The 22,982-nt window shown below is 75.2% G+C and carries 16 protein-coding genes and 1 pseudogene; 11 read left to right on the top strand and 6 right to left on the bottom strand.

All coding sequences use genetic code 11. From position 1 onward, the window contains the following. From ACFWEG_RS20760 to ACFWEG_RS20780, 5 genes and pseudogenes are all read left to right on the top strand, one after another. Window positions 1–982 (top strand): annotated as a pseudogene (locus tag ACFWEG_RS20760) (serine/threonine protein kinase); the annotation flags it as partial. Window positions 983–1,121: 139 nt separating this feature from the next. Beyond that, window positions 1,122–4,142, top strand: a complete 3,021-nt coding sequence (locus ACFWEG_RS20765) for a protein kinase (protein ID WP_387217186.1) — start codon at window positions 1,122–1,124, stop codon at window positions 4,140–4,142. 7 nt (window positions 4,143–4,149) lie between these two features. Further along, window positions 4,150–5,454, top strand: coding sequence for a serine/threonine-protein kinase (locus ACFWEG_RS20770; RefSeq protein WP_387217188.1), 1,305 nt, complete (start codon window positions 4,150–4,152; stop codon window positions 5,452–5,454). A 127-nt stretch (window positions 5,455–5,581) separates the two neighbouring features. Next, window positions 5,582–7,207, top strand: a complete 1,626-nt coding sequence (locus ACFWEG_RS20775) for a succinic semialdehyde dehydrogenase (RefSeq protein ID WP_387217190.1) — start codon at window positions 5,582–5,584, stop codon at window positions 7,205–7,207. Window positions 7,208–7,246: 39 nt separating this feature from the next. Beyond that, window positions 7,247–9,142, top strand: a complete 1,896-nt coding sequence (locus tag ACFWEG_RS20780; RefSeq protein ID WP_387217193.1) for a GMC oxidoreductase — start codon at window positions 7,247–7,249, stop codon at window positions 9,140–9,142. A gap of 71 nt (window positions 9,143–9,213) precedes the next feature. On the opposite strand, the gene ACFWEG_RS20785 is transcribed toward ACFWEG_RS20780, so the two are convergent. After that, a complete protein-coding gene (locus ACFWEG_RS20785) occupies window positions 9,214–10,278 on the bottom strand; it encodes an LPXTG cell wall anchor domain-containing protein (protein WP_387217195.1) in 1,065 nt (354 codons plus the stop codon). 407 nt (window positions 10,279–10,685) lie between these two features. Continuing rightward, window positions 10,686–10,988: a chorismate mutase gene (locus tag ACFWEG_RS20790; RefSeq protein ID WP_387217198.1), complete on the bottom strand. Its 303-nt coding sequence runs from the start codon at window positions 10,986–10,988 to the stop codon at window positions 10,686–10,688. A gap of 344 nt (window positions 10,989–11,332) precedes the next feature. Between ACFWEG_RS20790 and guaA the strand changes: the two genes are divergently transcribed. After that, complete coding sequence (gene guaA / locus ACFWEG_RS20795) at window positions 11,333–12,904, top strand: glutamine-hydrolyzing GMP synthase (protein ID WP_387217200.1); 1,572 nt, start codon at window positions 11,333–11,335, stop codon at window positions 12,902–12,904. Between the two features lie 118 nt (window positions 12,905–13,022). On the opposite strand, the gene ACFWEG_RS20800 is transcribed toward guaA, so the two are convergent. Beyond that, window positions 13,023–13,508, bottom strand: coding sequence for a pyridoxamine 5'-phosphate oxidase family protein (locus ACFWEG_RS20800; protein WP_387217203.1), 486 nt, complete (start codon window positions 13,506–13,508; stop codon window positions 13,023–13,025). A gap of 134 nt (window positions 13,509–13,642) precedes the next feature. On the opposite strand from ACFWEG_RS20800, the gene ACFWEG_RS20805 reads away from it, so the two are divergent. Beyond that, on the top strand, window positions 13,643–14,908 hold the full coding sequence (locus ACFWEG_RS20805) for a hypothetical protein (protein WP_387217205.1): 1,266 nt from the start codon (window positions 13,643–13,645) through the stop codon (window positions 14,906–14,908). Between the two features lie 199 nt (window positions 14,909–15,107). After that, window positions 15,108–15,707, top strand: coding sequence for a DoxX family membrane protein (locus ACFWEG_RS20810; RefSeq protein WP_387217207.1), 600 nt, complete (start codon window positions 15,108–15,110; stop codon window positions 15,705–15,707). On the opposite strand, the gene ACFWEG_RS20815 is transcribed toward ACFWEG_RS20810, so the two are convergent. Both ACFWEG_RS20815 and ACFWEG_RS20820 read right to left on the bottom strand, forming a co-directional pair. After that, complete coding sequence (locus ACFWEG_RS20815) at window positions 15,617–15,877, bottom strand: hypothetical protein (RefSeq protein ID WP_387217209.1); 261 nt, start codon at window positions 15,875–15,877, stop codon at window positions 15,617–15,619. The two genes, ACFWEG_RS20810 and ACFWEG_RS20815, sit on opposite strands and share 91 nt — an antisense overlap. Next, complete coding sequence (locus tag ACFWEG_RS20820; protein WP_387217210.1) at window positions 15,864–17,432, bottom strand: PspC domain-containing protein; 1,569 nt, start codon at window positions 17,430–17,432, stop codon at window positions 15,864–15,866. The genes ACFWEG_RS20815 and ACFWEG_RS20820 overlap by 14 nt, the downstream gene beginning before the upstream one ends. Before the next feature lie 156 nt (window positions 17,433–17,588). Here ACFWEG_RS20820 and ACFWEG_RS20825 point away from each other — a divergent pair, with 156 nt between their 5' ends. Together ACFWEG_RS20825 and ACFWEG_RS20830 are read left to right on the top strand one after the other, a co-directional pair. Beyond that, on the top strand, window positions 17,589–18,851 hold the full coding sequence (locus tag ACFWEG_RS20825) for a PspC domain-containing protein (protein WP_387217212.1): 1,263 nt from the start codon (window positions 17,589–17,591) through the stop codon (window positions 18,849–18,851). Then, entirely contained in the window at window positions 18,848–19,594 is a 747-nt protein-coding gene (locus tag ACFWEG_RS20830; protein WP_387217215.1) for a LuxR C-terminal-related transcriptional regulator, read from the top strand. The genes ACFWEG_RS20825 and ACFWEG_RS20830 overlap by 4 nt, the downstream gene beginning before the upstream one ends. Before the next feature lie 34 nt (window positions 19,595–19,628). Here the strand turns inward: ACFWEG_RS20830 and ACFWEG_RS20835 are convergent, their stop codons facing one another. Then, window positions 19,629–20,705, bottom strand: a complete 1,077-nt coding sequence (locus tag ACFWEG_RS20835; RefSeq protein ID WP_387217217.1) for an NlpC/P60 family protein — start codon at window positions 20,703–20,705, stop codon at window positions 19,629–19,631. 434 nt (window positions 20,706–21,139) lie between these two features. Here ACFWEG_RS20835 and ACFWEG_RS20840 point away from each other — a divergent pair. Next, window positions 21,140–22,982: UvrD-helicase domain-containing protein (locus ACFWEG_RS20840; protein ID WP_387217219.1), on the top strand; the 1,843-nt coding region annotated here is incomplete at its 3' end.

Genomic DNA, 22,982 nt, shown 5'->3' on the forward strand with positions numbered 1-22,982 from the left:
CGCGGAGGCGGCCCCCGCGGACGCCCCGCCCGCCGACCCGCGGGTCCCGGCGGCGCCGGAGGCCACCGCCGCCTCGCCGTCCACCGGACTCGGCCCCGACCGGACCGCCGCGTCGGCCTCCGCCGGCGGACCCGCCGTCCCCGGTCCGCGCGAGCCCGTGGTGCAGCGGGCCGGCGTGGCCGGAAAGGTGTCGCCCCGCGTCCTGGCGGCGGCCGCCGTGGTCGTGGTCCTCGCCGTGCTCGGAGCCGTCCTCTTCTTCACCCTCGGCGACGACGATCCGGCCGGCGGCACGTCGAACGACAAGGCCGCGTCGAGCGGGGCCTCCGGCGGGCAGGGCGACGACAAGGGCACCGACGCCAAGCCCTCCGGCGACGCCTCGGACGACTCCGGCAAGGACGGTTCCGGCAAGGACGGTTCCGGCCAGGAGGAGTCCGGCAAGGGCGACGACCGGGGCGCCGGCGGCACGGAGGACGGCAAGGGAGGCGACGAGCCGTCCGCGAAGCCCAGCAAGCCCTCCGCCGACGGCGGGCAGGGCCGGGGCGCCCCCGTCGTCGACACCCACGACGACCGGCAGGGCTTCAGCATCGGGCTGCCCGCGGGCTGGAAGTACACCTCGACCGGCGCCACCGGAGCGCGCTTCAGCGGTCCGGACGGCCAGCGGCTCCTCGTCGCCTACACCTCCACGCCCAAGCCCGACCCGGTGGCGGACTGGCGCAACCAGGAGACGGTCATACGGGGCCGGTACCAGCAGTACGAGCGCATCCGCATAGAGGCCGTCGACTTCCGCGGGTGGAAGACGGCGGACTGGGAGTTCACCTTCGTCTCCGGCGGCGTGAAGTACCGCTCCGTGGACCGCGGGTTCATCGTCAACTCCCGCCAGGCCTACGCCCTCTTCTACACCGCCAAGGCGGACGGCTGGGACGGGGACCAGCGCCGCGACACCTGGGAGACGTTCACCCGCACCTTCACCCCCAAGTCGTGACATCGGGAACTCGCCAAGACCTGGGAACCGGCCCGCCACGGCACGTATGGTGAGTGTCCGTGAACCGTACGTGCGCGACTGAGCCCTCAACGGCTCGGTAGCCGAACGGAATTGACCGCCGCGCGGACAGGGAGGCCTCGTGGACGAGTACGCGGGTCGGGTCCTCGCCGACCGCTACCGGCTGCCGCTGCCCCCGTCCGACGCGTACGAGCTGAGCGAGGCTCAGGCGTTCGACACCTACAGCGGGCAGGAGGTCCTGGTCCGCCAGGTGCCGCTGCCGGAGGTCGTCGACGCGGAGGTGCTCGACGGGCGGCCGGGCCGCGGCGAGCCCGGCGGGTCCAACGGGTCCGGTGGGCCCGCTGGGCCCGCGGGGCCCGCGGGGTCCTCCGCCGGGGTCAGGACGGCGGTCCGGGGCGGGACGCGGCGGGCGGCCGACCCCGCCGTGCGGCGGGCCATCGAGGCGGCGCAGGCCGCGGCGGCCATCCCGGACCACCCGCGCCTCGACCAGGTCTTCGACGTCTTCGAGGACGGCGGCTCGCTCTGGGTCGTGAGCGAGCGGGTCGCCGCCCGGCCGCTCGCCGCGCTCCTCGCCGAGCGGCCGCTCTCGCCCTACCGGGCGGCCGAGGTCGCCCACGACGTCCTCGTCGCCCTCCGCGTCCTGCACGCGCACGGCTGGACCCACCGCAACATCACCGCCCGCACCGTCCTCGTCTGCGACGACGGCCGCGTCATGCTCACCGGGCTCGCCGCGGGCGCGGCGGAGGAGGCGCTCTGCGGGTACGACCCGCGCCCGGAGCCCGACGGCGAGCGCGTCGCGCCGCAGGCGAACGCCCCTGAGGGACCGTCAGGCACCCGGCCGTCCGTCCCGGGCCCGTCGGCCGTCCCCGGCCCGGCGGCCGGTCCGCGCCGGGACGCGGGCGGACCGCAGGGCCCCGGCCCCGCGCAGCCACGCCAGGACCCGGCCGCGGGGCCGGCGTACGCCGACCGCCCGACCGCGGGGGTCCGGCAGCCGGGTGGCGCGGCGTCGGGCCACGGACCGGACCGGCGGCCCGCCCCGGGTGCTCCGTCCGATGACGGCCAGGCCGAGGGCCCCGCGCGCCCGTGGCCGCCGGGGGTCGGGGCGGCGGGCGCCGGATCCGGGCAGCGGCCCGCGCAGGGTGCTCCGGCCCCGTACGCGGGTCGGCCGGTGGTCGGCCCGGCGCGGGAGTGGCCGCCGGCGCCGCCGCAGCCCGTGCCGCAGCAGTCGGGGCAGCCCGGCGGCGGCGGGGGTGGGTCAGGTGCGTCGGGTGCGCCGGGTGTGTCGGGTGCGCCGAACCTGCCGGCCCCGGCGTCGCCCGCCGCCGCGTCGCAGATGCGGCCGGCGCGGGCGGAGCTGCCGGACGCGGCCGACGTGCGCGCGGCCCGGGCCGGAGCCATCGCCGCGTACCGCGCGGGCGCGCGGGCCGCGGCGCGGGTGAACGAGGCCCAGCGCGGCTCCGGGACCCCGCAGGGCGGCGCGCAGCCGGTCCGTGAACTGCCCGGCCAGGCGCAGCGGATCGCCGACCCGTACGGCGTCGCGGGCCGTACGGCCGCCGCCCCGCCGGCGCAGCGCGGGCGGCCCGAACCGGACGGCGGGCAGCGGCCGGCCCTCCCGGCCCCGCAGCAGCCCGGCACGGCGTACCCCGGGCCGCAGCAGCCCGGCCCGAGGCCGGGCCCGCCGCAGCAGGCCCCGCAGCGGCCCGGCACGGGCCTGGAGCGGACCGCCCCGCACCCGCAGCAGTCGCCCCGGCCGCCGCAGTCCGCACAGCCGCAGCCGCACACGCTCGCGCGGCCGTACGTCCCGCAGCAGTCGCCCCCGCAGTCCGCGCCGCACCCGTCGGGCCCCGCCCCGTGGGACCGTCCCGCCGCGCCCTTGCGCGGGCCCGCGACGCCGCTCGCCGCCGAGCGGGCGCGGCAGGCGCGGATGGCGGTCGTGGGCCCGGTGACCGAGCGGTGGGCGCCGGAGCAGGCCGGCCCGGTGCACGGCAACTGGCAGCTGGCTCCGCCCGTCGGCCCGGCGACCGACCTCTGGGCACTCGGCGCGCTGCTGTTCCGCGCGGTGCAGGGGCACGCCCCCTACCCGGAGGACTCCGCCGCCGAACTCGTGCAGCTGGTCTGCGCCGAGCCGCCCGCGTTCGCCGAGGAGTGCGGGCCGCTGCGCCCGGTCGTCGAGTCCCTGCTGCGCGCGGATCCCACCGAGCGGCCGGACGTCGAGGAGCTGCGCGGCTGGCTGCGCTCCCTGGTGCGCTCCGCGCCCGAGCCCGAGGCGGGCGTGCGCCTGGTGCCGCTGCCCTCCACGCCGCCCCCGCACGCCCTGGGCGCGGGGATCGGGCGGCTGCCCGTCGTCCGCCGCCGGGGCGACATGGTCAAGCGGCCGCGCGGGACGATGGTGCACGGCCGGCACAAGCGCGGCAGGCAGCGCTCCGCCGCGCCCCGCTCGCTCGGCCGCTGGCTGCTCGCGGGCGTCCTGCTGCTGCTCGCCGGGGCGGTCGCCTACGCGATGTTCCTCATGCCGAAGGCCGGTTCGCAGGACGGTGCCGAGGGGCAGCGCCCCCAGGGCATCGGCGGCGGCCCCTCGGCCCGGCCGAGCGCCGCCGAGCCGACGGCCGGCACGTCCCCGGACGACGGCGGGCCCGCGCCCGCCCCCAGCCGCGCCCCCCAGACCACCGCCCCCGCCCCCGAGCGGACCGCGCTCCCCGAGGGCTTCGTGCTCCGCAAGGACCTGGAGAAGTTCCAGCTCGCCGTCCCCAGCGGCTGGGACCGGCAGGGGCAGAACGCGCTCGGCCAGGTCACGTACACCGACGGGAAGCTCGACCTGATCGTCGTCCCCGGCCGCGACAGCGTCGCGGAGTACGGCGACGGCCCGGCGGCCTACCAGAGCGACCACGAGCGGGAGCTGCAGGCGTTCCGCGACGCCCAGTGGACCAGCATGCGGGGCGTGAAGGAGATCGGCGTCGGCGACCGGCGGATGGCCGAGGGCCAGTACACCTGGGGCGGCGGCCGCGGCGGCGACACCGTCGCCTACAACGGCGTGATGATCGTCGACGGCCGCTACCACGTCGTCCAGGTGCGCGGCCCGAAGGCGCGGCAGTCGGAAGTGGCGGACGTTTTCGAGCAGGCTTTCGCGTCCTACCGGGCATGAAGGGGGCATGGCGTACGAGGGGAACGAGCGGGGCGTCGAGTCCACCGGTGGCCGGGTCGTCGGCGGCCGCTACCGGCTGCGGGAGCGGCTCGGCCGGGGCGGGATGGGCGTCGTCTGGCGCGCCACCGACGACCTGCTCGGCCGCGAGGTGGCCGTCAAGGAGCTGATCACCGACAGCTCCCGTGACACCCCCTGGTACCGCGAACGCACCCTGCGCGAGGCGCGGGCGGTCGCCCAGGTGCGGCATCCGAACGTCATCGTGGTGCACGACGTCGTGGAGGACGAGGGCCGCCCGCACATCGTCATGGAGCTGGTCGAGGGCCCGACCCTGGCCGAGCGGATCGCCGCCGCGGGGCCGCTCACCCCCGCCGAGACCGCCCGCATCGGCCTCTCCCTGCTCGCCGCGCTGCGCACCGCCCACGACCTCGGCGTCCTGCACCGCGACCTCAAGCCCGCGAACGTCCTCCTGGAGCACGGCACGGGCCGGGTCGTCCTCACCGACTTCGGGATCGCCCAGTTACCGGGCGCGGCGACGATCACGGAGGCCGGGTCGTTCGTCGGCTCCCCCGAGTACACCGCGCCCGAGCGGATGTCCGGGGCCGCGGCGGGGCCCGCCGCCGACCTCTGGTCGCTGGGCGTGCTCCTCTGCGCGGCGCTCAGCGGGGGCGAGACGCCCTTCCACCGCGACTCCCTCAGCGGCGTCCTGCACGCGGTGGTGCTGGGCGAGATCCGGCCCCCGGCCGCCGCGGGACCGCTGCTCCCGGTCGTCACCGGACTGCTCGACCGCGACCCCGCGCGGAGGCTCGACGCGGCGGGCGCGGAACGGCTGCTGCTCGCCTTCACCCTCACCGGCACCACCCCCCACGCCCCGCCCGGCCACGCCCCCGCGCGGGACGCCGCCCACGCCCCGCACGCCTCGCGCGGCCCCCACGACCCCGACGAACACGCCCCGCCCGCCCCCGCGCGCCGGCCCGCCCCCGGCCCGCCGGGCGCACTCCCGGACCCCGCCCCGCTCGCCCTTCCGCTGCCCCTGCCCCTCCCCGGCGTCGCGCAGGTCGCGATACCCGTCCCCGTAAAGGTCGAGGTGCCCGGGCCGCCGCCGCGGCGGTACCGGTTGGCGCTGGTCGCCGCCGCGCTGGTCGCGGCGATCGGCGGGGCGGCGGTGGCGGCCGGGGCGCTGCTGCTCGACCGCAACGCGGGGCGGCCGGGGCAGGAGGTGCGGACGGTGACGAGCACGGCGACGGCCACCGGCGGCGGTCCGACGAGTTCGCGGCCGGCGGCCACGCCGTCCGAGGCGGCGTCCCGGCGGTGAACGATTGCCCTGATCAGGCACTTTGCTGCCAGCGTTCACTGGCGTGATGCCTTGAGGTGACGGCGGCGCCCCAAACCCTCGTTACCCACGGGTACCCAAACGGGTCCACCGGGCATACGCTCGGCCCATGACGGACTCGACGGTCACTCGGACGGACGCGCAGGACACCGCCTCGAACCCGGCCGCGGCCGCCCCCGCCGGGGCGCGCACCGCCGCCGACGTGGTGACCCCGGACCTGGTCGCCCGACTCACCCGCGGCGTGCTCGGCTCGGGCACCACCCGCAGCCACACCCCGCTCACCGGCGAGCCGCTCGCCGACCTCCCCGAGGCCGCGCCCGAGGACGTCGAGGCCGCCTTCGCGCGGGCCCGCGCCGCCCAGCCCGCCTGGGCCGCCGTCCCGCTGCGCACCCGCGCGCGGATCGCGCTCCGCTTCCACGACCTGGTGCTCGCCCGGCAGGCCGAGATCCTCGACATCGTCCAGCTGGAGACCGGCAAGACCCGGATGCACGCCCACGAGGAGGTGCAGAGCGTCGTCGTGGCCGCGCGGCACTACGGCCGCAGCGCCGCCCGCTACCTGCGGCCCAAGCGCCACATCGGCGCGGTCCCCGGCCTCACCAAGGTCACCGAGCTCCACCAGCCGCGCGGCGTCGTCGGGCAGATCGCCCCCTGGAACTACCCCTTCGAGCTCTCCGTCGGCGACGCCCTGCCGGCCTTCCTCGCGGGCAACGCCGTCGTCATGAAGCCCGACACCGAGACCGCGCTGAGCGCCCTGTGGGGCCGCGAGCTGCTGATCGAGGCCGGGCTGCCGGCGGCCGTCTTCCAGATCGTGCTCGGGGAGGGCCCCGTCGTCGGCCCCGAGGTCGTCGAGCGTGCCGACTACGTCTCCTTCACCGGCTCCACCCGCACCGGCCGCGAGGTCGCCCAGCGGGCCGCCGCCCGACTCGTCGGCGCGTCGCTGGAGCTCGGCGGCAAGAACGCGATGCTCGTCCTCAGGGACGCCGACATCGACAAGGCCGCCGCCGGCGCCGTCCGCGCCTGCTTCTCCACCGCCGGCCAGCTCTGCATCTCCATCGAGCGCCTCTACGTGCACTCCTCGGTCGCCGACGCCTTCCTGGAGCGCTTCGTCGCCCGTACCCGCGCCATGCGCCTGGGCGGCGCGCTCGCCTACGGCGCCGACATGGGCTCCCTGGCGGGCCCGGCGCAGCTGCGCGCGGTCACCGCCCACGTCGACGAGGCCGTCGCCAAGGGCGCCACCGCCCTCACCGGCGGCCGCCCCCGCCCCGACCTCGGCCCGTACTTCTACGAGCCGACGATCCTCGACGGCGTCGAGCCGCCGATGGCCGTCTGCACCGAGGAGACCTTCGGCCCGGTCGTCTCCGTCTACCGCTTCGACGACGAGGACGAAGCCGTGGAGCGCGCCAACGGCACCCCCTACGGCCTCAACTCCAGCGTCTGGACCCGCGACGCCGGGCGCGGCCACGCGATCGCCGCCCGGCTGCGGACCGGCACCGTCAACATCAACGAGGGCTACGCCCCGGCCTACGGCTCGGCGCGGTCCCCGATGGGCGGCATGAAGCAGTCCGGCCTCGGCCGCCGGCACGGCGCGGAGGGCATCCTCAAGTACACCGAGGCGCAGACCGTCGCCCACCAGCGGCTGCTGCCCATGGGCCCCTCGCACGGCCTCGACGACGAGCGGTACGCGGAGCTGATGACCCGCGGCCTGAAGGCGATGAAGGCGCTGCGCCTGCGCTGAGCCCCCCACCACCCGCACGGTTCTCGACGAGGAGAGCACATGCCCGAGGACACCCCTGCCCGAGACCGCGCCCCCGAGGAGCCCGGCGAGGGCGACTCCGGGTGGGACCACGACGTGATCGTCATCGGCTCCGGTTTCGGCGGATCGGTCACCGCCCTGCGGCTCACCGAGAAGGGCTACCGGGTCGGTGTCCTGGAGGCGGGCCGCCGCTTCACCCCGGACACCCTCCCCAGGACCTCCTGGGACGTCCGCAACTACCTCTGGGCCCCCCGCCTCGGCCTCTACGGCCTGCAGCGCATCCACCTCCTGGGCAACGTCATGGTGCTCGCCGGGGCGGGCGTCGGCGGCGGCTCGCTGAACTACGCCAACACCCTGTACGTGCCGCCCGCACCGTTCTTCCAGGACCCGCAGTGGGGCTCCATCACCAACTGGCAGGAGGAGCTGCGCCCGTACTACGACCAGGCCCGGCGGATGCTCGGCGTCCGCCTCAACCCGACCGTCACCCCCTCCGACGTGCACCTGAGGGCGGCCGCGGAGGCCATGGGGGTCGGGGACACCTTCCACATGGCCCCGGTGGGGGTCTTCTTCGGCGACGGCGACGACGCCGCCGCGGACGGCAGCGGTCCGCGGGTAAGGCCCGGCGTCCAGGTGAGCGACCCTTACTTCGGCGGGGCGGGTCCCGCGCGGACGGCCTGCACCGAGTGCGGCTCCTGCATGACCGGCTGCCGGCAGGGCGCGAAGAACACCCTCACCGAGAACTACCTGTACCTCGCGGAGCGGGCGGGTGCGGTCGTGCGGCCGATGACGACGGTGACCGGGGTGCGCGAGCACCCCTCGGGCGAGGGCTTCGAGGTCCTGACCGTACCGACCGGGCGGTCCGCGTCGAAGGGGCGCGGGCGTGCGCGGCGGGGGAGCGCGTCCCGCGCGGGTGCGCGCCGCGGGGGCGGCAGCGGTGCCACTGTCCTCCGCGCCCGGCACGTCGTCGTCGCGGCCGGCACGTACGGCACGCAGACGCTGCTGCACTCCATGAAGGCCGCGGGCCACCTGCCCCGCCTCTCCGACCGCCTGGGCGAGCTGACCCGCACCAACTCCGAGGCGCTCGTCGGCTCCCAGACCACCGACCGCCGCTACCGCGCGAAGCACGGCGTCGACCGGGTCGACTTCACCCGCGGCGTCGCGATCACCTCGTCCGTCCACCCGGACGCCGACACCCACATCGAGCCGGTCCGCTACGGCAAGGGCTCCAACGCGATGGGCGGCCTGTCGATCCTCCAGGTGCCGTTCGGCGCCCACCGGGTGCGCGGCTGGCTCGCCGGCATGGCCCGGCACCCGCTCCTCGCGGCCCGCTCGCTGTCCAACCGGCGCTGGTCCGAGCGGACCATCATCGGCCTGGTCATGCAGTCCGTGGACAACTCCCTGACGACCTACCTGAAGCCCGGCGGGCTCGGCCGCGGCCTGCTGACCGCCCGGCAGGGGCACGGCGCCCCCAACCCGAAGCAGATCGAGGCCGCCTCCCGCGCGGCGAGCCTGGTCGCCGAGGAGATCAACGGCTTCGCCGGATCCAACATCGGCGAGCTCATGGGGACCCCGCTCACCGCGCACTTCCTCGGCGGCTGCGTGATCGGCGACTCCCCGGAGACCGGCGTCATCGACCCCTACCACCGGCTCTACGGGCACCCGGGCATCTCCGTGGTCGACGGCGCGGCGATCTCCGCGAACCTCGGCGTGAACCCGTCGCTCACCATCACCGCCCAGGCCGAGCGGGCGATGGCGTACTGGCCCAACAAGGGGGAGGCCGACACCCGGCCCGCCCAGGACGCGCCCTACCGGCGGCTCGCGCCGGTCGCGCCGAAGGAGCCGGCCGTCCCCGCGGGCGCGTTCGGGGCGCTGGACCTGCCGTTCCTGGGGATGCCGGAGGTCCGCCCGCGGACCTGACCCCGGACGTGCGAGAGGTCCTGCACCCCCCTCCGAGTGCAGGACCTCTCGTCAGCCGTCAGCGCGTGTGCTTACGCGTGCGAGCCCTCGTTCGCCGAGCGGCGGCGCATCGCGAAGACGACGCCCGCGCCCGCGAGAATCGTGACACCGCCGACCATGCCGATGACCGGCAGGGACGACTCCGAACCGGTCTCGGCGAGCTCGCCGGTGGCCGGGATCGGGGTGGGGCTGGTGCTGCCCTGCGGGTTCGGGGCGGGGGTGGTCGGCGGGTTCGTCGGCTTCGCCTCGCCCGGGTTCTCGTTGTCCGAGCCGGCGGCCAGGACCTCGAAGCCGTAGTACGCGAACGCGGTGTGGACGCAGGTCTCGTCCTCGTTCAGGTAGCCGCCGAAGCCGAGCGCGAAGCTCTCGCCGGCCGGGGCCTTGGCGTCGATGTCGACGCGCAGCTCGATGGCGACCGTCTTCTTGGCGTCCAGGCTGGTCGCACCGAAGATCAGACCGGGGACGAGCTCGTCGCCGGACAGCGACTCCCAGGCCTTGGTGGCGGGGTTGCGGACCTGCAGCTCCACGTGGGAGGCCAGGTCGTCCTCCAGGCCGTCGATACCGGCGAACCACTGCACCTCGCCGAGGGCCTTGTCGCTGGTGTTGGCGGCGTTGAGGGTGAAGCCGTGCCAGCCGCTGCCCGCGACGATCTTGCCGGGCAGGCCGCTGACCGAGAGCTCCAGGGCGCTCTCCTCGTCGATGCCCTCGTCGTTGGTGGGGCACTCCTCCTGGTCCCAGTCCGACGGGGTGGTCGCGGTGCTGGACGCGGAGGCGGACGCCGAGGTGCTCGCGGACGCCGAGGCGGACGTGGACGCGGACGCGGAGGCGCTGGCCGACGGGGCCGGCGGGGTCGAGGCGGTCGCGGAGGCGCTCGCGCTCGGCGCGGGGGCGGACTCGCTCGCGGACGTGGACGGCGCCGGCTCGGCCGGCTTCGTCACCGACGCGCTCGGCGACGGCTCGACGGGCGCCGGTGCGGACTCGGTCGCCGAGGCGGACGGCTCCGGGTCGGTGGCGTACGCGGCGGGAGCCGCGAGCAGGGTGAGCGGGGCTATGACGGCCGTCGCCGCCGCAGCGGCCATGGCACGGCGAAGCTTCATGTTGTCGTCCTCGATGCGGGTAGGGGCGCTGCCCCAGGTGAGAGGCGTGGCCGAAGTTCCGCATGCAAGACCGGTGACGTGAGGGAACGGTTGCCCTATTTTCACAGGATCTTTATGTGTCCTGCGTCACACAGGGCAGTGCTGGCGACCCGTACCGCGAAGGTGGACCGGCCGCCCCCGGGCGTCCCCGGGGCCGGCCGGTCCTTGCGATGACCGGGCTGCTGTCCCCTGCCGTCCGGTCACCGTCCCGGAGCGAGGTCCCACGGCGTACGGTCACGATCACCCGTACGCCTCATCGCTCCGGCGCAAGCCACGCGTGGTTGTTGTTGCGACGGTTCAACGAGGGGCCGCAGGCCCCGGTCACGGGGCCGTACGGGTGACCCGTACACGCGACCGCCGCACCGTGTTCAGAGGCGCCCCCGGCTCAGCTCCAGGAGGGTGAGCGCCAGTGCGGCGCCCTGCCGGCCGAGCGCGTCGCTGTAGTGGGACACCACCGCCATCTCGCGGTTGAGGTTGACCCGGCGGCCGCCGGAGGTGATGCGCGCCTCCTGGATCACGGCCGAGACGGCCAGCCGCTCCTGAATCAGGCCGATGATCCGGTCGTCGAGTGCGTCGATCCGCTCCCGTGCGCCGCCGATGAGCGCGGCGGCGTCGTCGGTGCGGGCGCCGGTGCGCTCCATCGTGCTGCCGGCGGGGGTGGTGCTGCTCATGGGATCTCCTCGGGTGGGTGCGGGAGAGCCGGCGGCCGCCGGGAGCGGGGAACGACAGGAGCCCCGGGCGGCCTGACCGGCCCGGGGCTCCTGTGGAAGTGCTTGTTCCTAAGGGTTCAAGCAGCACGACCATGACAGCCGGACGGGCCGGTGCCATAGGTAAACGCGAAGACGCGCGGGTGCTCGAACATGGCGAGAAGTATGGACCCGGGAGGGCGCCCGGGCCAAGCCGGGCCGGTCGGCGGTTCGGATGGTGAGACGAAAGCACAAGTGCCCGGACCGTTAGAATCGACGACACACCGTGGGACAAACCCCGTTCTGCTACGCCGGAAGGCCGCGAACCCGTGTCATCAGCGCCCCCCGCCCCGGACGTCGTTCTCGTAGTCGACTTCGGCGCCCAGTACGCCCAGCTCATCGCCCGCCGCGTCCGCGAGGCCCGGGTCTACAGCGAGATCGTGCCGAGCACCATGCCGGTCGCCGAGATGCTCGCGAAGAACCCGGCGGCGATCATCCTCTCCGGCGGCCCGTCGTCCGTCTACGCCGACGGCGCCCCGAGCGTGGACCGCGCGCTCTTCGAGGCCGGCGTCCCCGTCTTCGGCATGTGCTACGGCTTCCAGCTGATGGCGACGACGCTCGGCGGCACCGTCGACAACACCGGTGCCCGCGAGTACGGCCGCACCCCGCTGCACGTCTCGAAGTCCGGCTCCACCCTGTTCGAGGGCACCCCGGACGAGCAGCCGGTCTGGATGTCCCACGGCGACGCCTGCAGCGCCGCCCCCGAGGGCTTCACCGTCACCGCCTCGACCGACGTCGTCCCCGTCGCCGCGTTCGAGAACGACGAGAAGCGGCTCTACGGCGTCCAGTACCACCCCGAGGTCATGCACTCCACGCACGGCCAGCAGGTCCTTGAGCACTTCCTCTACCGGGGCGCGGGCATCACCCCGACCTGGACCACCGGCAACGTGATCGAGGAGCAGGTCGCCGCGATCCGCGAGCAGGTCGGCGACAAGCGCGCCATCTGCGGTCTGTCCGGCGGCGTCGACTCCGCGGTCGCCGCCGCGCTGGTGCAGAAGGCCATCGGCTCCCAGCTGACCTGCGTGTACGTCGACCACGGCCTCATGCGGCAGGGCGAGACCGAGCAGGTCGAGAAGGACTTCGTGGCCGCCACCGGCGTCCAGCTCAAGGTCGTCGACGCCGAGGAGCGGTTCCTGACCGCGCTCGCCGGGGTCTCCGACCCGGAGCAGAAGCGAAAGATCATCGGCCGGGAGTTCATCCGGGTCTTCGAGCAGGCCCAGGCCGAGATCATCGCCGAGGGCGGGGCCGACGTGGCCTTCCTCGTGCAGGGCACCCTCTACCCGGACGTGGTCGAGTCCGGCGGCGGCACCGGCACCGCGAACATCAAGTCGCACCACAACGTCGGCGGGCTCCCCGAAGACATCGAGTTCCAGCTCGTCGAGCCGCTGCGGCAGCTCTTCAAGGACGAGGTCCGCATGGTCGGCCAGGAGCTGGGACTTCCCGACGAGATCGTCCAGCGCCAGCCCTTCCCCGGCCCCGGCCTCGGCATCCGGATCGTCGGCGAGGTCACCAAGGAGCGCCTGGACCTGCTGCGCGCGGCCGACGCGATCGCCCGCGAGGAGCTGACCGCGGCCGGCCTCGACCGCGACATCTGGCAGTGCCCGGTCGTCCTGCTCGCCGACGTCCGCTCCGTCGGCGTCCAGGGCGACGGCCGCACCTACGGCCACCCGATCGTCCTGCGCCCGGTCTCCTCCGAGGACGCGATGACGGCGGACTGGACGCGGATGCCGTACGAGACGCTCGCGAAGATCTCGACGCGGATCACGAACGAGGTCGCGGACGTCAACCGGGTGGTGCTCGACGTGACGAGCAAGCCGCCGGGCACGATCGAGTGGGAGTAGTCCGGCCGCCGGCGTGAGCCGGCACCGTTCAGCGCGCGGCCCCCGGGGTGTGTCCCCGGGGGCCGCTCCCGTCCTTGCGTCCCCCCGTCCCCCCCCCCGCCCCCCCCGGGTCCCCCCGTCACTTCCGGCGGAACGTGTGCGGCTCCGCGCCCGGCCGCCACAGCGTGACGCACAGCTCGTCCCCCTCGACGGCGGTCCGCACCACCTCCGACAACTCGACCCGGAACAGGTGGAACGGACCCGCCGGGGCGCCCACCTCCTCGCGGCAGCGGGCGAACAGCTCCTCGTCCTCGCCGACCTCGACCGCCCGGCCGCCGACCCGGACGTCGCCGCCGCCCATCGTGTCGCCCTCGCCGTGGTTCGCCTGGAGGGTCAGCCGGGGGTCGCGGAGCAGGTCGAGCGCCTTCACCGCACCGGGCATCGAGCCGATCAGCACCTCCCCGAAGCGGATCGTCACCTCGGTGCCGCTGGTGCGGGGCGAGCCGTCTCTGCGGAGGGTCGCCAGCGTGTGGTGGGTGTACGCCGCGAAGCGGTCCCGGACGGTGCGGGCGAACCCGGGCTGCGCCGCCTCGAAGTCCGCCCAGCTCAGGGGTGGGATGGTCATGGGACCAGCCTGACAGCGATACCCGACATCCTCTGTCCGGTAAGGGGCGGGTTCGGTCCCCCCTGTGCCGTACGGCACAATTCCCGTGCACGGCAGGCAAGTTCACGAGGATCGGTGCGGGAAGGCAGTCACGCGTGGCGGTGCAAGAGGCGAGACGGAGTGCCCACGGCGGCGGCTGCACCTGCGGGGACTGCCCGCACGGCGCCCGCGAGGGACACCGGCGCGCGGTGGCCGAGTTCACGGCCCGGCGCGACGAGCTGGCCTCCGGCCGGGGGCTGCCGACCGCCGTCGCGCACTCCGCGGGCGCGAGCCGGCAGTGGGTGTCGGACGAGTTGAGCCAGTCCGCGCGGCGGGTCGCCGAGCGCGGGCGCGAGGAGGGCCAGGTCTGGCTCGGCCGGCTGTGGCGGCTCACCCTGGTCGTCGTCTGGGGCGCGGTCGTCGTGCTGCTCCTGGTGCAGGCGCTGACCGCGATCGGGGCCGGCTGGACCCTCTCCCGGACGGCCGGGCTCGTCGCCGCACTGGTCACGGCGGCGCTGCTGAGCGCCGCCGCCACCTTCCACCGGGCCCGCGGCGGGCTGCTCGCGCCCGTGATCGGCGAGGACAACCGGCTCTCCACGTCGCGCGCGGTCGCCGGTGCCTGGGTGCTGCTCGCCGTGTTCTCCGTGCTCGTGCTCTCCGTGCAGCTCGCCGGCGCCTCGCGGCACGGGCGGCGCGACGACCTGATCGCCGGCCTCGACCTGGCCCGCGGCGCGGGCCTCGTCACCGTCCTCGCGCTGACCTGCGCGATCGCCGTCTTCGTGCGGCGGGTCGTCGCGCTGCGGGTCCTGGACCGGCGGCTGCAGAAGGTCCGCGCGGACCGGCCGCGCGCCGCCGACCTACTCACCGACGACAGCGGGCGCGGCCACTTCTCCGACGTGCAGTACGTCCTGGTCAGCGGGGCCGCGGTGCTCTTCGCGGCGGTCCGCCTCGCCCGCCGGCCCGACCAGCTCCCCGATCTGCCGTGGGGACTCGCCCTGCTGGTCGCGGTCTCCGCGGCGACGTATCTGGCGGGCAAGTACGCGGAGGGCGGCCGCCCGGTCATCCACTCCGTGGTGCGGGCCCGGGAGGCCGGCGACCTGGACGCGCCGATCCGGACCGGCGACGACATCGAGATCCGCGGCGCCGGGTTCGTGCCGCCGGGGGCGCAGGGGCCGGACCGGCTGGCGCGGATGGCCGTCCGCATCGGCACCGTGCAGGTGCACGTCCCGCTGGTGCCGGTCACCGGCGGGTTCACCAACCCGACCGACGCCCTGCTCACCGTCCCGGTCCCGGTCGACGTCGAGCCCGGCCGGGTCGAGGTGCAGGTGATCACCGCGGCGGGGGTGGAGACCAACCGCTGCACCATCGACGTCACCGACTGACGGCCCGCCTCGCCCGCCCCGCCCTGTCCGCCCCGGGCCCCCAGGTGCGCCCCCCTGACCCGCTCGCCCGCCCGGCCGCCGCCGAAGGTCCGCCCGCCGCTGAGCGGGTAGGAGACGTCGTACGTATGGTCCGACGAACGGCGTGAACCGATGCGGACCGGTGCCGACGGGTGCCGGCCGGCGAGAGGCGGCGGCAGTCATGAGCCACGGCAGGCATTCCGGCACCCAGGGCACCACTTACGACGACGCGGACGGTGGCGGCCGCGGGGGGCCCGGTGACCGCGCGGGCCGGGGCAGACCCGGCCCCGGCGGCGGCCCCGGCGGCGGCCCCGGCGGCGGTCTGAAGGACACCGCCGCCCGCTACGCCCTGCTCCCGCTGCGGCTCTTCCTCGGCGTCACCTTCGTCTACGCGGGCCTCGACAAGCTCACCGACAGCGCCTTCCTCTCCGCCTCGGGGCCCGAGTCCATCGGCGAGATCATGCGGGGCCTGCGCGACAGCTCCGCCGTCCCCGGACTGATCGACCTCGCCCTGAAGGAACCGGTCGGTTTCGGCTACGCCATCGCCGTCGGCGAGGTGGCCGTCGGCCTCGGCACCCTGCTCGGCCTCCTCGCCCGCCTCGCCGCGCTCGGCGGCGCCCTGATCTCGCTGAGCCTCTGGCTCACCTGGAGCTGGTCCAGCGACCCCTACTACTACGGCAACGACCTCCCCTATCTCATGGGCTGGTTGACCCTGCTGCTGGCCGGGGCCTCGGTGTTCTCCGTGGACGCCTGGCTACGGGCCCGCAGGCGCACCCGGTAGGTCGTGAACGCCGCCACCGCGGCGACGAACAGCCCGGCGAAGGTCAGCGGGACCGCCGTCCACCACGGGGCCTCCCAGCGCCCGAACGCGTCACCGCCGTAGACGACCCCGACGGCGAGGAGCGTGAGCCCGGTGAGCAGCCGGCCGGGCTGGAACTCATGACTGTGCACGGTGCACCTCCACGTGTCCCACGCCCATGGTCAGCGTGAGGTCGAGCGTCCCGCCGTCGGCCACGGCGCCGCCGGGGGGCACGAGGGTGACGGTGCGCCGCTGGTCGATCCGGACGTCGATGTCCTTCGCCGGCAGGTCGCTCCGGGGGGTCTCCGGAGCCGCGGGGGCCTCCGGGGCCGCGGGAGGCGCCGAAGCGGAGGGTGGCGCCGAGGCGGCGGGTGGTGCCGAAGCGGAGGGTGCCGTGGAAGCGGCGGGTGGCGTCGGAGCGGTGGGCGCCGTCGGCGCTACGGCGTCGTCCCCCGGGGGCAGGGCGACGGAGCCGAGGTCGGCCGACGCGTCCACCCGGACGGTCGCGTCCGCGGGGACCGTCACCTCGATCATCCCGGCGGCGGCGTCGACCGAGGTGCTCACCGTGCGGTCGCCGGTGAGGTCGATCCGGCTGAGGTCGAGCCGGCCGTACCCCGTGCCGACGTCGTAGGCGGGGCGCACCTGGGCCAAGGTCGCCGGGGTCCAGGACCGGTCCTGCCAGTGGGTGGAGATGTCCTTCGGCAGGGCGGAGGCCGCGGCCGTCAGACCGGCGGTGACCAGCGCGAGCAGGATCGTCCCGAAGCCGAGCCGGCCGGCGAAGGCGCTGACCACCAGCCCCAGGGCGAGGACGGCCAGGGCGCAGGCGAAACCGGTCTGCAGGCTGGTGCCGAGCGGCCCGCCGTCCCACGTCCCGGCCGCGCCCGCGACGCCCGCGAGGACGGCGGCGAGGAGGACCCAGCCGGCGGTCGGGCGCTCACCGCCGCCGGTGGACGTCGACGGCCGGGCGCCGCTCCCGCAGGAGGCCGGGCGCCGCTCGCTCTCCCAGGGGTGGGTGGAGAGGTACACCGCCGCGTCCATGTCCCGGCCGCGGGCCTCAGGCGACAGCGGCCCCCAGACGTAGCCCGTGCGGCCGTCCTTCACGATCGGGTCGCGCCACCAGGACGGGGCTCCGGGGGCGGGGGGCGCCTTGGTCTCGGGGGGCGCGTCCGCGACGGTCTGGGCGGTCACGGGGTCGGTGACCTGCGGATGCCTGCGGCGCTGCTCGGACCAGTAGCCGGCGCCGGCCACCAGCAGGGAGAGGATGACGGCGAAGGAGAGTATCCCGGGCTCGTCCAGCATGGAGAGGAAGAGGCCGAGACCGACCAGGGCGCACAAGAGCGCGGTGAGCGCGCTGCCGTCGACCCGGCCGGACAGCAGGCGGCGCGCCTCGGTGTCCTCCTCGCCCTCGGCGGCGACGAACAGCCAGGCGAAGCCGTAGAAGACCAGCCCGATCCCGCCCGTCACGGAGAGCACGACGAGGACGATGCGGAAGATCACCGGGTCGACGTCGCAGCGGCGGGCGAGGCCGGAGCAGACCCCGGCCAGCAGCTTGTGCCGCTGCTCGCGGCGGAGCGGGGGCGGGCCGGGCGGCCCGCCGCCCGCCGCGCCGGCGGGGGGCGCCGCGTGCGATCCGGTGGAGCGCGGGCCGGCCCCGTCCCGCAGGCCGGTGGTGCCCGCCGGGCCGCCCGTGCTCGTGTCTTCGTCCATGGCTCCATCGTGCCGCTCGGCGGTCCCCGGCGGCACCGGGGACGACCCTGGCCCGACCCTGATTTCCGGACCCCCCGACACCCCCCGGGAAGATCAGGGATGTGTTCGGGTCCAACCCTGATGTGCCCCTGCCCCGGCCCGTGTGACGATCGGGCCATGCCGGGAGTCACGAGCGTCACCGAAGAGGAGCAGCCTCCGCTGCGCAAGCTGTACCGCAGCGGCGAGGGCCGCTGGCTGGGCGGCGTCGCGCGCGGTCTGGCCGGTCATCTCGGGCTGCCCGTCGGCTGGGTGCGCATCGTGTTCGCCGGCCTCTTCCTGGCCAACGGCCTCGGCGCGCTCCTCTACGCCGCCTTCTGGTTCTTCGTCCCCCTCGGCTTCGGCGGGGTCGACGACGACCCGGTCGCCGACCGCCGCCGCATCCTGACCCGCAAGCCCGACAAGGGCCAGCTGTTCGCCCTGCTCGCGCTCGTCGTCCTCGCCGCCGTGTTCATCGGCAGCATCGACATCGGCGCGGCGGCGCACGCGTACGTCCTGCCGATGCTCTTCGTCGGCGCGGGCGTCGCGCTGGTCTGGCGGCAGGCGGACAACGCCCGCCGGGCGCGGTGGATGGCGGTCGGCCGGCGCAAGCGGGTGCGGGCCGTAGCCCGGGCCGCCACCGGGGTGCTGCTCGTCGGCATCGGGGTCACCACCGTCTTCGTCCTCCAGGGGCAGGGCCCGCATCTGGGCTCGGTCCTCCAGGCGGCGCTGGTGGTCCTCGTCGGCATCGCCCTGCTGGCCGGACCGTGGTTCATCCGCATCACCCAGGACCTCTCCGAGGAGCGGCTGATGCGCATCCGCGCCCAGGAGCGCGCCGAGGTGGCCGCCCATGTGCACGACTCGGTGCTGCACACCCTGACCCTCATCCAGCGCAACGCGGACGACGGCGGCGAGGTCCGCCGCCTCGCCCGCGCCCAGGAACGCGAGCTGCGGAACTGGCTGTACAAGCCGGAGGGCACGGGCAAGGACGCGGACGACGAGCCGGAGACCCTCGCCGAGGCCGTCAAGCGCTCCGCGGCCGAGGTGGAGGACAAGCACGGCGTCCCGCTGGAGGTGGTCGTCGTCGGCGACTGCCCGCTCGACGACCGGCTCAGCGCCCAGATGCAGGCCGCCCGCGAGGCCATGGTGAACGCCGCGAAGTACGGTGGCGAGGGCGGTGCGGTCCAGGTCTTCGCCGAGGTGGAGGGCAAGACGGTCTTCGTCTCCGTCCGCGACCGCGGCCCCGGCTTCGACATGGACGCCGTTCCCCCGGACCGGATGGGCGTAAGAGAATCAATCATCGGCAGGATGCAGCGCAACGGCGGTTCGGCGCGGCTGCGTTCGGTGCCCGGCGGGGGCACGGAGGTCGAGCTGGAGATGGAAAGGGCGGCGAGCGACGCATGACCGAGGAAGACAGCCGAAGCACCGAGGGGCCCGACGGCGGCGCGACCGGAGGCGACCGCCCGGCCGCCGGGGAGCCGGGCCCGCGCCGGGCGCGGGTGGTCCTCGTCGACGACCACCGGATGTTCCGGGCCGGTGTCCAGGCGGAGATCGGCCGGACCGACGTGACGGGCGTCGAGGTGGTCGGCGAGGCGGCCGACGTCGACCAGGCGGTCGCGGTGATCACCGCGACCCGTCCCGAGGTCGTCCTCCTCGACGTCCACCTGCCCGGCGGCGGCGGTGTGGAGGTGCTCCGCCGCTGCGCCCCGCTGATGGTGGACACCGAGCAGCCCGTCCGCTTCCTCGCGCTCTCCGTCTCGGACGCCGCGGAGGACGTCATCGGGGTCATCCGCGGCGGCGCCCGGGGCTACGTCACCAAGACGATCACCGGCACCGACCTGGTCGACTCCGTCTTCCGGGTCCAGGACAACGACGCGGTGTTCTCCCCCCGCCTCGCCGGTTTCGTCCTCGACGCCTTCGCCTCCACCGACGCGCCCCCGGTCGACGAGGACCTCGACCGGCTCACCACCCGCGAGCGCGAGGTCCTGCGCCTGATCGCCCGCGGCTACGCCTACAAGGAGATCGCCAAGCAGCTGTTCATCTCCGTCAAGACGGTCGAGTCCCATGTGTCCGCCGTCCTGCGCAAGCTCCAGCTCTCCAACCGCCACGAGCTGACCCGTTGGGCGACGGCCCGCCGCCTGGTCTGAACCGGCCCCGGAGCCCGGCCCCGGCGCCGCGCGCCTACACCGGTCGGGCCGCGCCCGCGAACGGCATCTGGTCGATGGGGGCCAGCCGGACCGGGGCCGTGGAGTTGGGCGCGTGGATCATCTGCCCGTTGCCGACGTAGAGGCCGACATGGGACAGGCCGCTGTAGAAGAACACCAGGTCGCCGGGGGCGAGATCGGCCTGGGAGACGCGGCGGCCGGCGTTGATCTGGGTGTAGGTGGTGCGGGGCAGGCCGACGCCCGCGGCGCGCCAGGCGGCCTGGGTGAGGCCGGAGCAGTCGAAGGCGTCCGGCCCGCTCGCGCCCCAGCGGTACGGGCTGCCGAGGGCGGCGTACGCGAAGGAGACCGCCTGGGCCGCGCGGGCGCTGGGCGCGGGGACGCCTGCGCGGGGTCCGGAGGAGTCCCGCGAGGCGCGCGGGGAGCCGTCGGCCGCCCCCGTGGCGGGGCCGTCGGCGAGAGCGGCGCGGTCGGCGGGCGAGAGCCGGTCCAGGAGGTCCTGCGCGGCGGCCAGCTTCGCGGTGATCCGCTTCTTGTGGCGGGTGAGCTCGGTCTGCCGCTGCCGGAGGTCGTCGGCCCGGTCGTCGGCGGTCGCCCTGATCCGCTGGATGTCGGTGACCTGCCGCTGGACGTCCCGTACGGCGGCGGCCTGCCGCCCGCGGACGAGCTCGGCGAGCGCGGAGCGCTCCAGGTAGTTGTCCGGGTCGGAGGAGAGCGCGAGGCGCACCGCGGGATCGACGCCGCCGGAACGATACTGCGCCGTGGCCAGCGAGCCGAGCGCGTTGCGCGCGGTGTTCAGCTTCGCCGTGCGGCGGGTGGCCTCGTCGCGGAGCCCGTCGAGCTGCTCGCGCAGCCGGTCCGCCTTCTCCCGCGTGCCGTTGTAGTCCTGGGTGGCGACCTCCGCCTCCTGCCGGAGGGTGTCGACGCGGCTCTTGATCTGTGCGGGCGTCGGGGCGGGGTCCGCGTGCCCGGTCCCGCCGAGGGCGGTGGCGCCGGCTGCCCCGGCGAGCGTGAGGGCGGTCGCGGTGCGGGCGGTCGTGCCGCCCAGGCGGTCCACGGCCAGCAGGAGCGGCTTGGGTTTTCGGTGCTCGACCACGGGTCTCTCCCGTCCTGTCGTCCGGCGGCGGCCCGCACAGGGGGAGCAGACCGCAGCCGGACGTCCTGGTGGTAGTGGCCGGCTGCCGCCCCTACGCGGAGCGGGGCGGAGGTGGGTAGCCGGCCACTGGTGGAGGACGCTAGACCCGGGGCGCCGGAGGATGCGGCGCGATGTCCGGTAGTGACCGAATGCGACCGCCGACGGGTCGCGGACGACCGCCCGCGGGGCGAGAGGCGATCGATGCGCGTCCGGCGTGACCGCTGGGACGGGTGGGACGGGGCGAGCAGCGCGCCGGCGGGTGTGCGGCCGGGCGTCTCCCGACCGGCCCCGAGGCGGACCGCCACCGCTGTGGACGGGATCACACCCCTTGTGCCGTACGGGCTGTGACCCGTTCCGGCCCGGAGTGTCAGTGGGGCGGCCTAGACTCGACGGCGATGAGCAGCCTCTTTGACGACAGTTTCCTGGCGAACCTCTCGGCGCCCTCGGACGAGGCGCCGCCGCCGCCCGAGGACAGTGCCCCGGAGCCGATCCCGGACGGCCTGTTCGTGGGCCGGTACGACGCGCCCGCCGACCGGGACGCGTACTACCGCAACGGCGCCCCGCGCCCCGCCGTCGACCCCGCCGCGCTGCTCGACGGGCTGAACGACAACCAGCGCGCCGCCGTCGTCCACGCGGGCTCCCCGCTGCTCATCGTCGCGGGCGCCGGCTCCGGCAAGACCCGGGTGCTCACCCACCGCATCGCGCACCTGCTGGCCACCCGGGGCGTGCACCCCGGCCAGATACTGGCGATCACCTTCACCAACAAGGCCGCCGGCGAGATGAAGGAGCGCGTCGAGGACCTCGTCGGCCCGCGCGCCCAGGCGATGTGGGTGATGACCTTCCACAGCGCCTGCGTCCGCATCCTGCGCCGCGAGTCCAAGCGGCTCGGCTTCACGTCGTCCTTCTCGATCTACGACGCGGCCGACTCCAAGCGGCTGATGGCGCTGGTCTGCCGGGACCTGGACCTCGACCCCAAGCGCTTCCCGCCGAAGTCGTTCAGCGCCAAGGTCTCCAACCTGAAGAACGAGCTGATCGACGACGAGACCTTCGCCGGCACCGCCGCCGACGGCTTCGAGAGGAACGTCGCCCAGGCGTACACGCTGTACCAGCAGCGGCTGCGCGAGGCCAACGCCCTCGACTTCGACGACCTGATCATGACGACGGTCCACCTGCTCCAGGCGTTCCCCGACGTCGCCGAGCACTACCGCCGCCGCTTCCGGCACGTGCTGGTGGACGAGTACCAGGACACCAACCACGCCCAGTACACCCTGGTGCGCGAGCTGGTCGGGCCGAGCGGCGAGGGCGCGGACCCCGCCGAGCTGTGCGTGGTGGGTGACGCCGACCAGTCGATCTACGCCTTCCGCGGCGCGACGATCCGCAACATCCTCCAGTTCGAGGAGGACTACCCGGACGCCACGACGATCATGCTGGAGCAGAACTACCGCTCGACGCAGACCATCCTCAGCGCCGCCAACGCCGTCATCGAGCGGAACGCCGACCGCCGCCCGAAGAACCTCTGGACCGACGCCGGCGCCGGCACGACGATCACCGGCTACGTCGCCGACACCGAGCACGACGAGGCGCAGTTCATCGCCGAGGAGATCGACCGGCTCACCGACGCCGGCGACGCGAGGGCGGGGGACGTCGCGGTCTTCTACCGGACCAACGCCCAGTCCCGTGTCTTCGAGGAGATCTTCATCCGGGTCGGCCTGCCCTACAAGGTCGTCGGCGGCGTGCGCTTCTACGAGCGCAAGGAGGTCCGCGACGTCCTGGCGTACCTGCGGGTGCTCGCCAACCCGGAGGACTCGGTGCCGATGCGCCGCATCCTCAACGTGCCCAAGCGCGGGATCGGCGACCGCGCCGAGGCCATGATCGAGGCGCTCGCCCAGCGCGAGCGGATCAGCTTCCCCGCGGCCCTGCGCCGAGTCGACGAGGCCTACGGCATGGCGGCGCGGTCGGCGAACGCGGTCAAGCGCTTCAACGTGCTGATGGAGGAGCTGCGGACGGTCGTCGAGTCCGGCGCCGGACCGGCCACGATCCTCGAGGCCGTCCTGGAACGCACCGGCTACCTCGCCGAGTTGCAGGCGTCCACGGACCCGCAGGACGAGACCCGGATCGAGAACCTGCAGGAACTCGCGGCCGTGGCGCTGGAGTTCGAGCAGGAGCACGAGCAGGGCGAGGCGGCGGCCGCCCCCGACGCCGCGGCCCCGGCCGCGGCGGACGGCGCCGCGGCCGAGC

This window comes from Streptomyces sp. NPDC060194, from assembly GCF_042728285.1.
Lineage (GTDB): Bacteria > Actinomycetota > Actinomycetes > Streptomycetales > Streptomycetaceae > Streptomyces.

Coding starts and splice junctions, on each gene's coding strand:
- ACFWEG_RS20770 (WP_387217188.1), top strand. CDS start 4,150: ATGGCGTACGAGGGGAACGAGCGGGGCGTCGAGTCCACCGGTGGCCGG.
- ACFWEG_RS20775 (WP_387217190.1), top strand. CDS start 5,582: ATGACGGACTCGACGGTCACTCGGACGGACGCGCAGGACACCGCCTCG.
- ACFWEG_RS20780 (WP_387217193.1), top strand. CDS start 7,247: ATGCCCGAGGACACCCCTGCCCGAGACCGCGCCCCCGAGGAGCCCGGC.
- ACFWEG_RS20785 (WP_387217195.1), bottom strand. CDS start 10,278: ATGAAGCTTCGCCGTGCCATGGCCGCTGCGGCGGCGACGGCCGTCATA.
- ACFWEG_RS20790 (WP_387217198.1), bottom strand. CDS start 10,988: ATGAGCAGCACCACCCCCGCCGGCAGCACGATGGAGCGCACCGGCGCC.
- ACFWEG_RS20800 (WP_387217203.1), bottom strand. CDS start 13,508: ATGACCATCCCACCCCTGAGCTGGGCGGACTTCGAGGCGGCGCAGCCC.
- ACFWEG_RS20810 (WP_387217207.1), top strand. CDS start 15,108: ATGAGCCACGGCAGGCATTCCGGCACCCAGGGCACCACTTACGACGAC.
- ACFWEG_RS20820 (WP_387217210.1), bottom strand. CDS start 17,432: ATGGACGAAGACACGAGCACGGGCGGCCCGGCGGGCACCACCGGCCTG.
- ACFWEG_RS20825 (WP_387217212.1), top strand. CDS start 17,589: ATGCCGGGAGTCACGAGCGTCACCGAAGAGGAGCAGCCTCCGCTGCGC.
- ACFWEG_RS20830 (WP_387217215.1), top strand. CDS start 18,848: ATGACCGAGGAAGACAGCCGAAGCACCGAGGGGCCCGACGGCGGCGCG.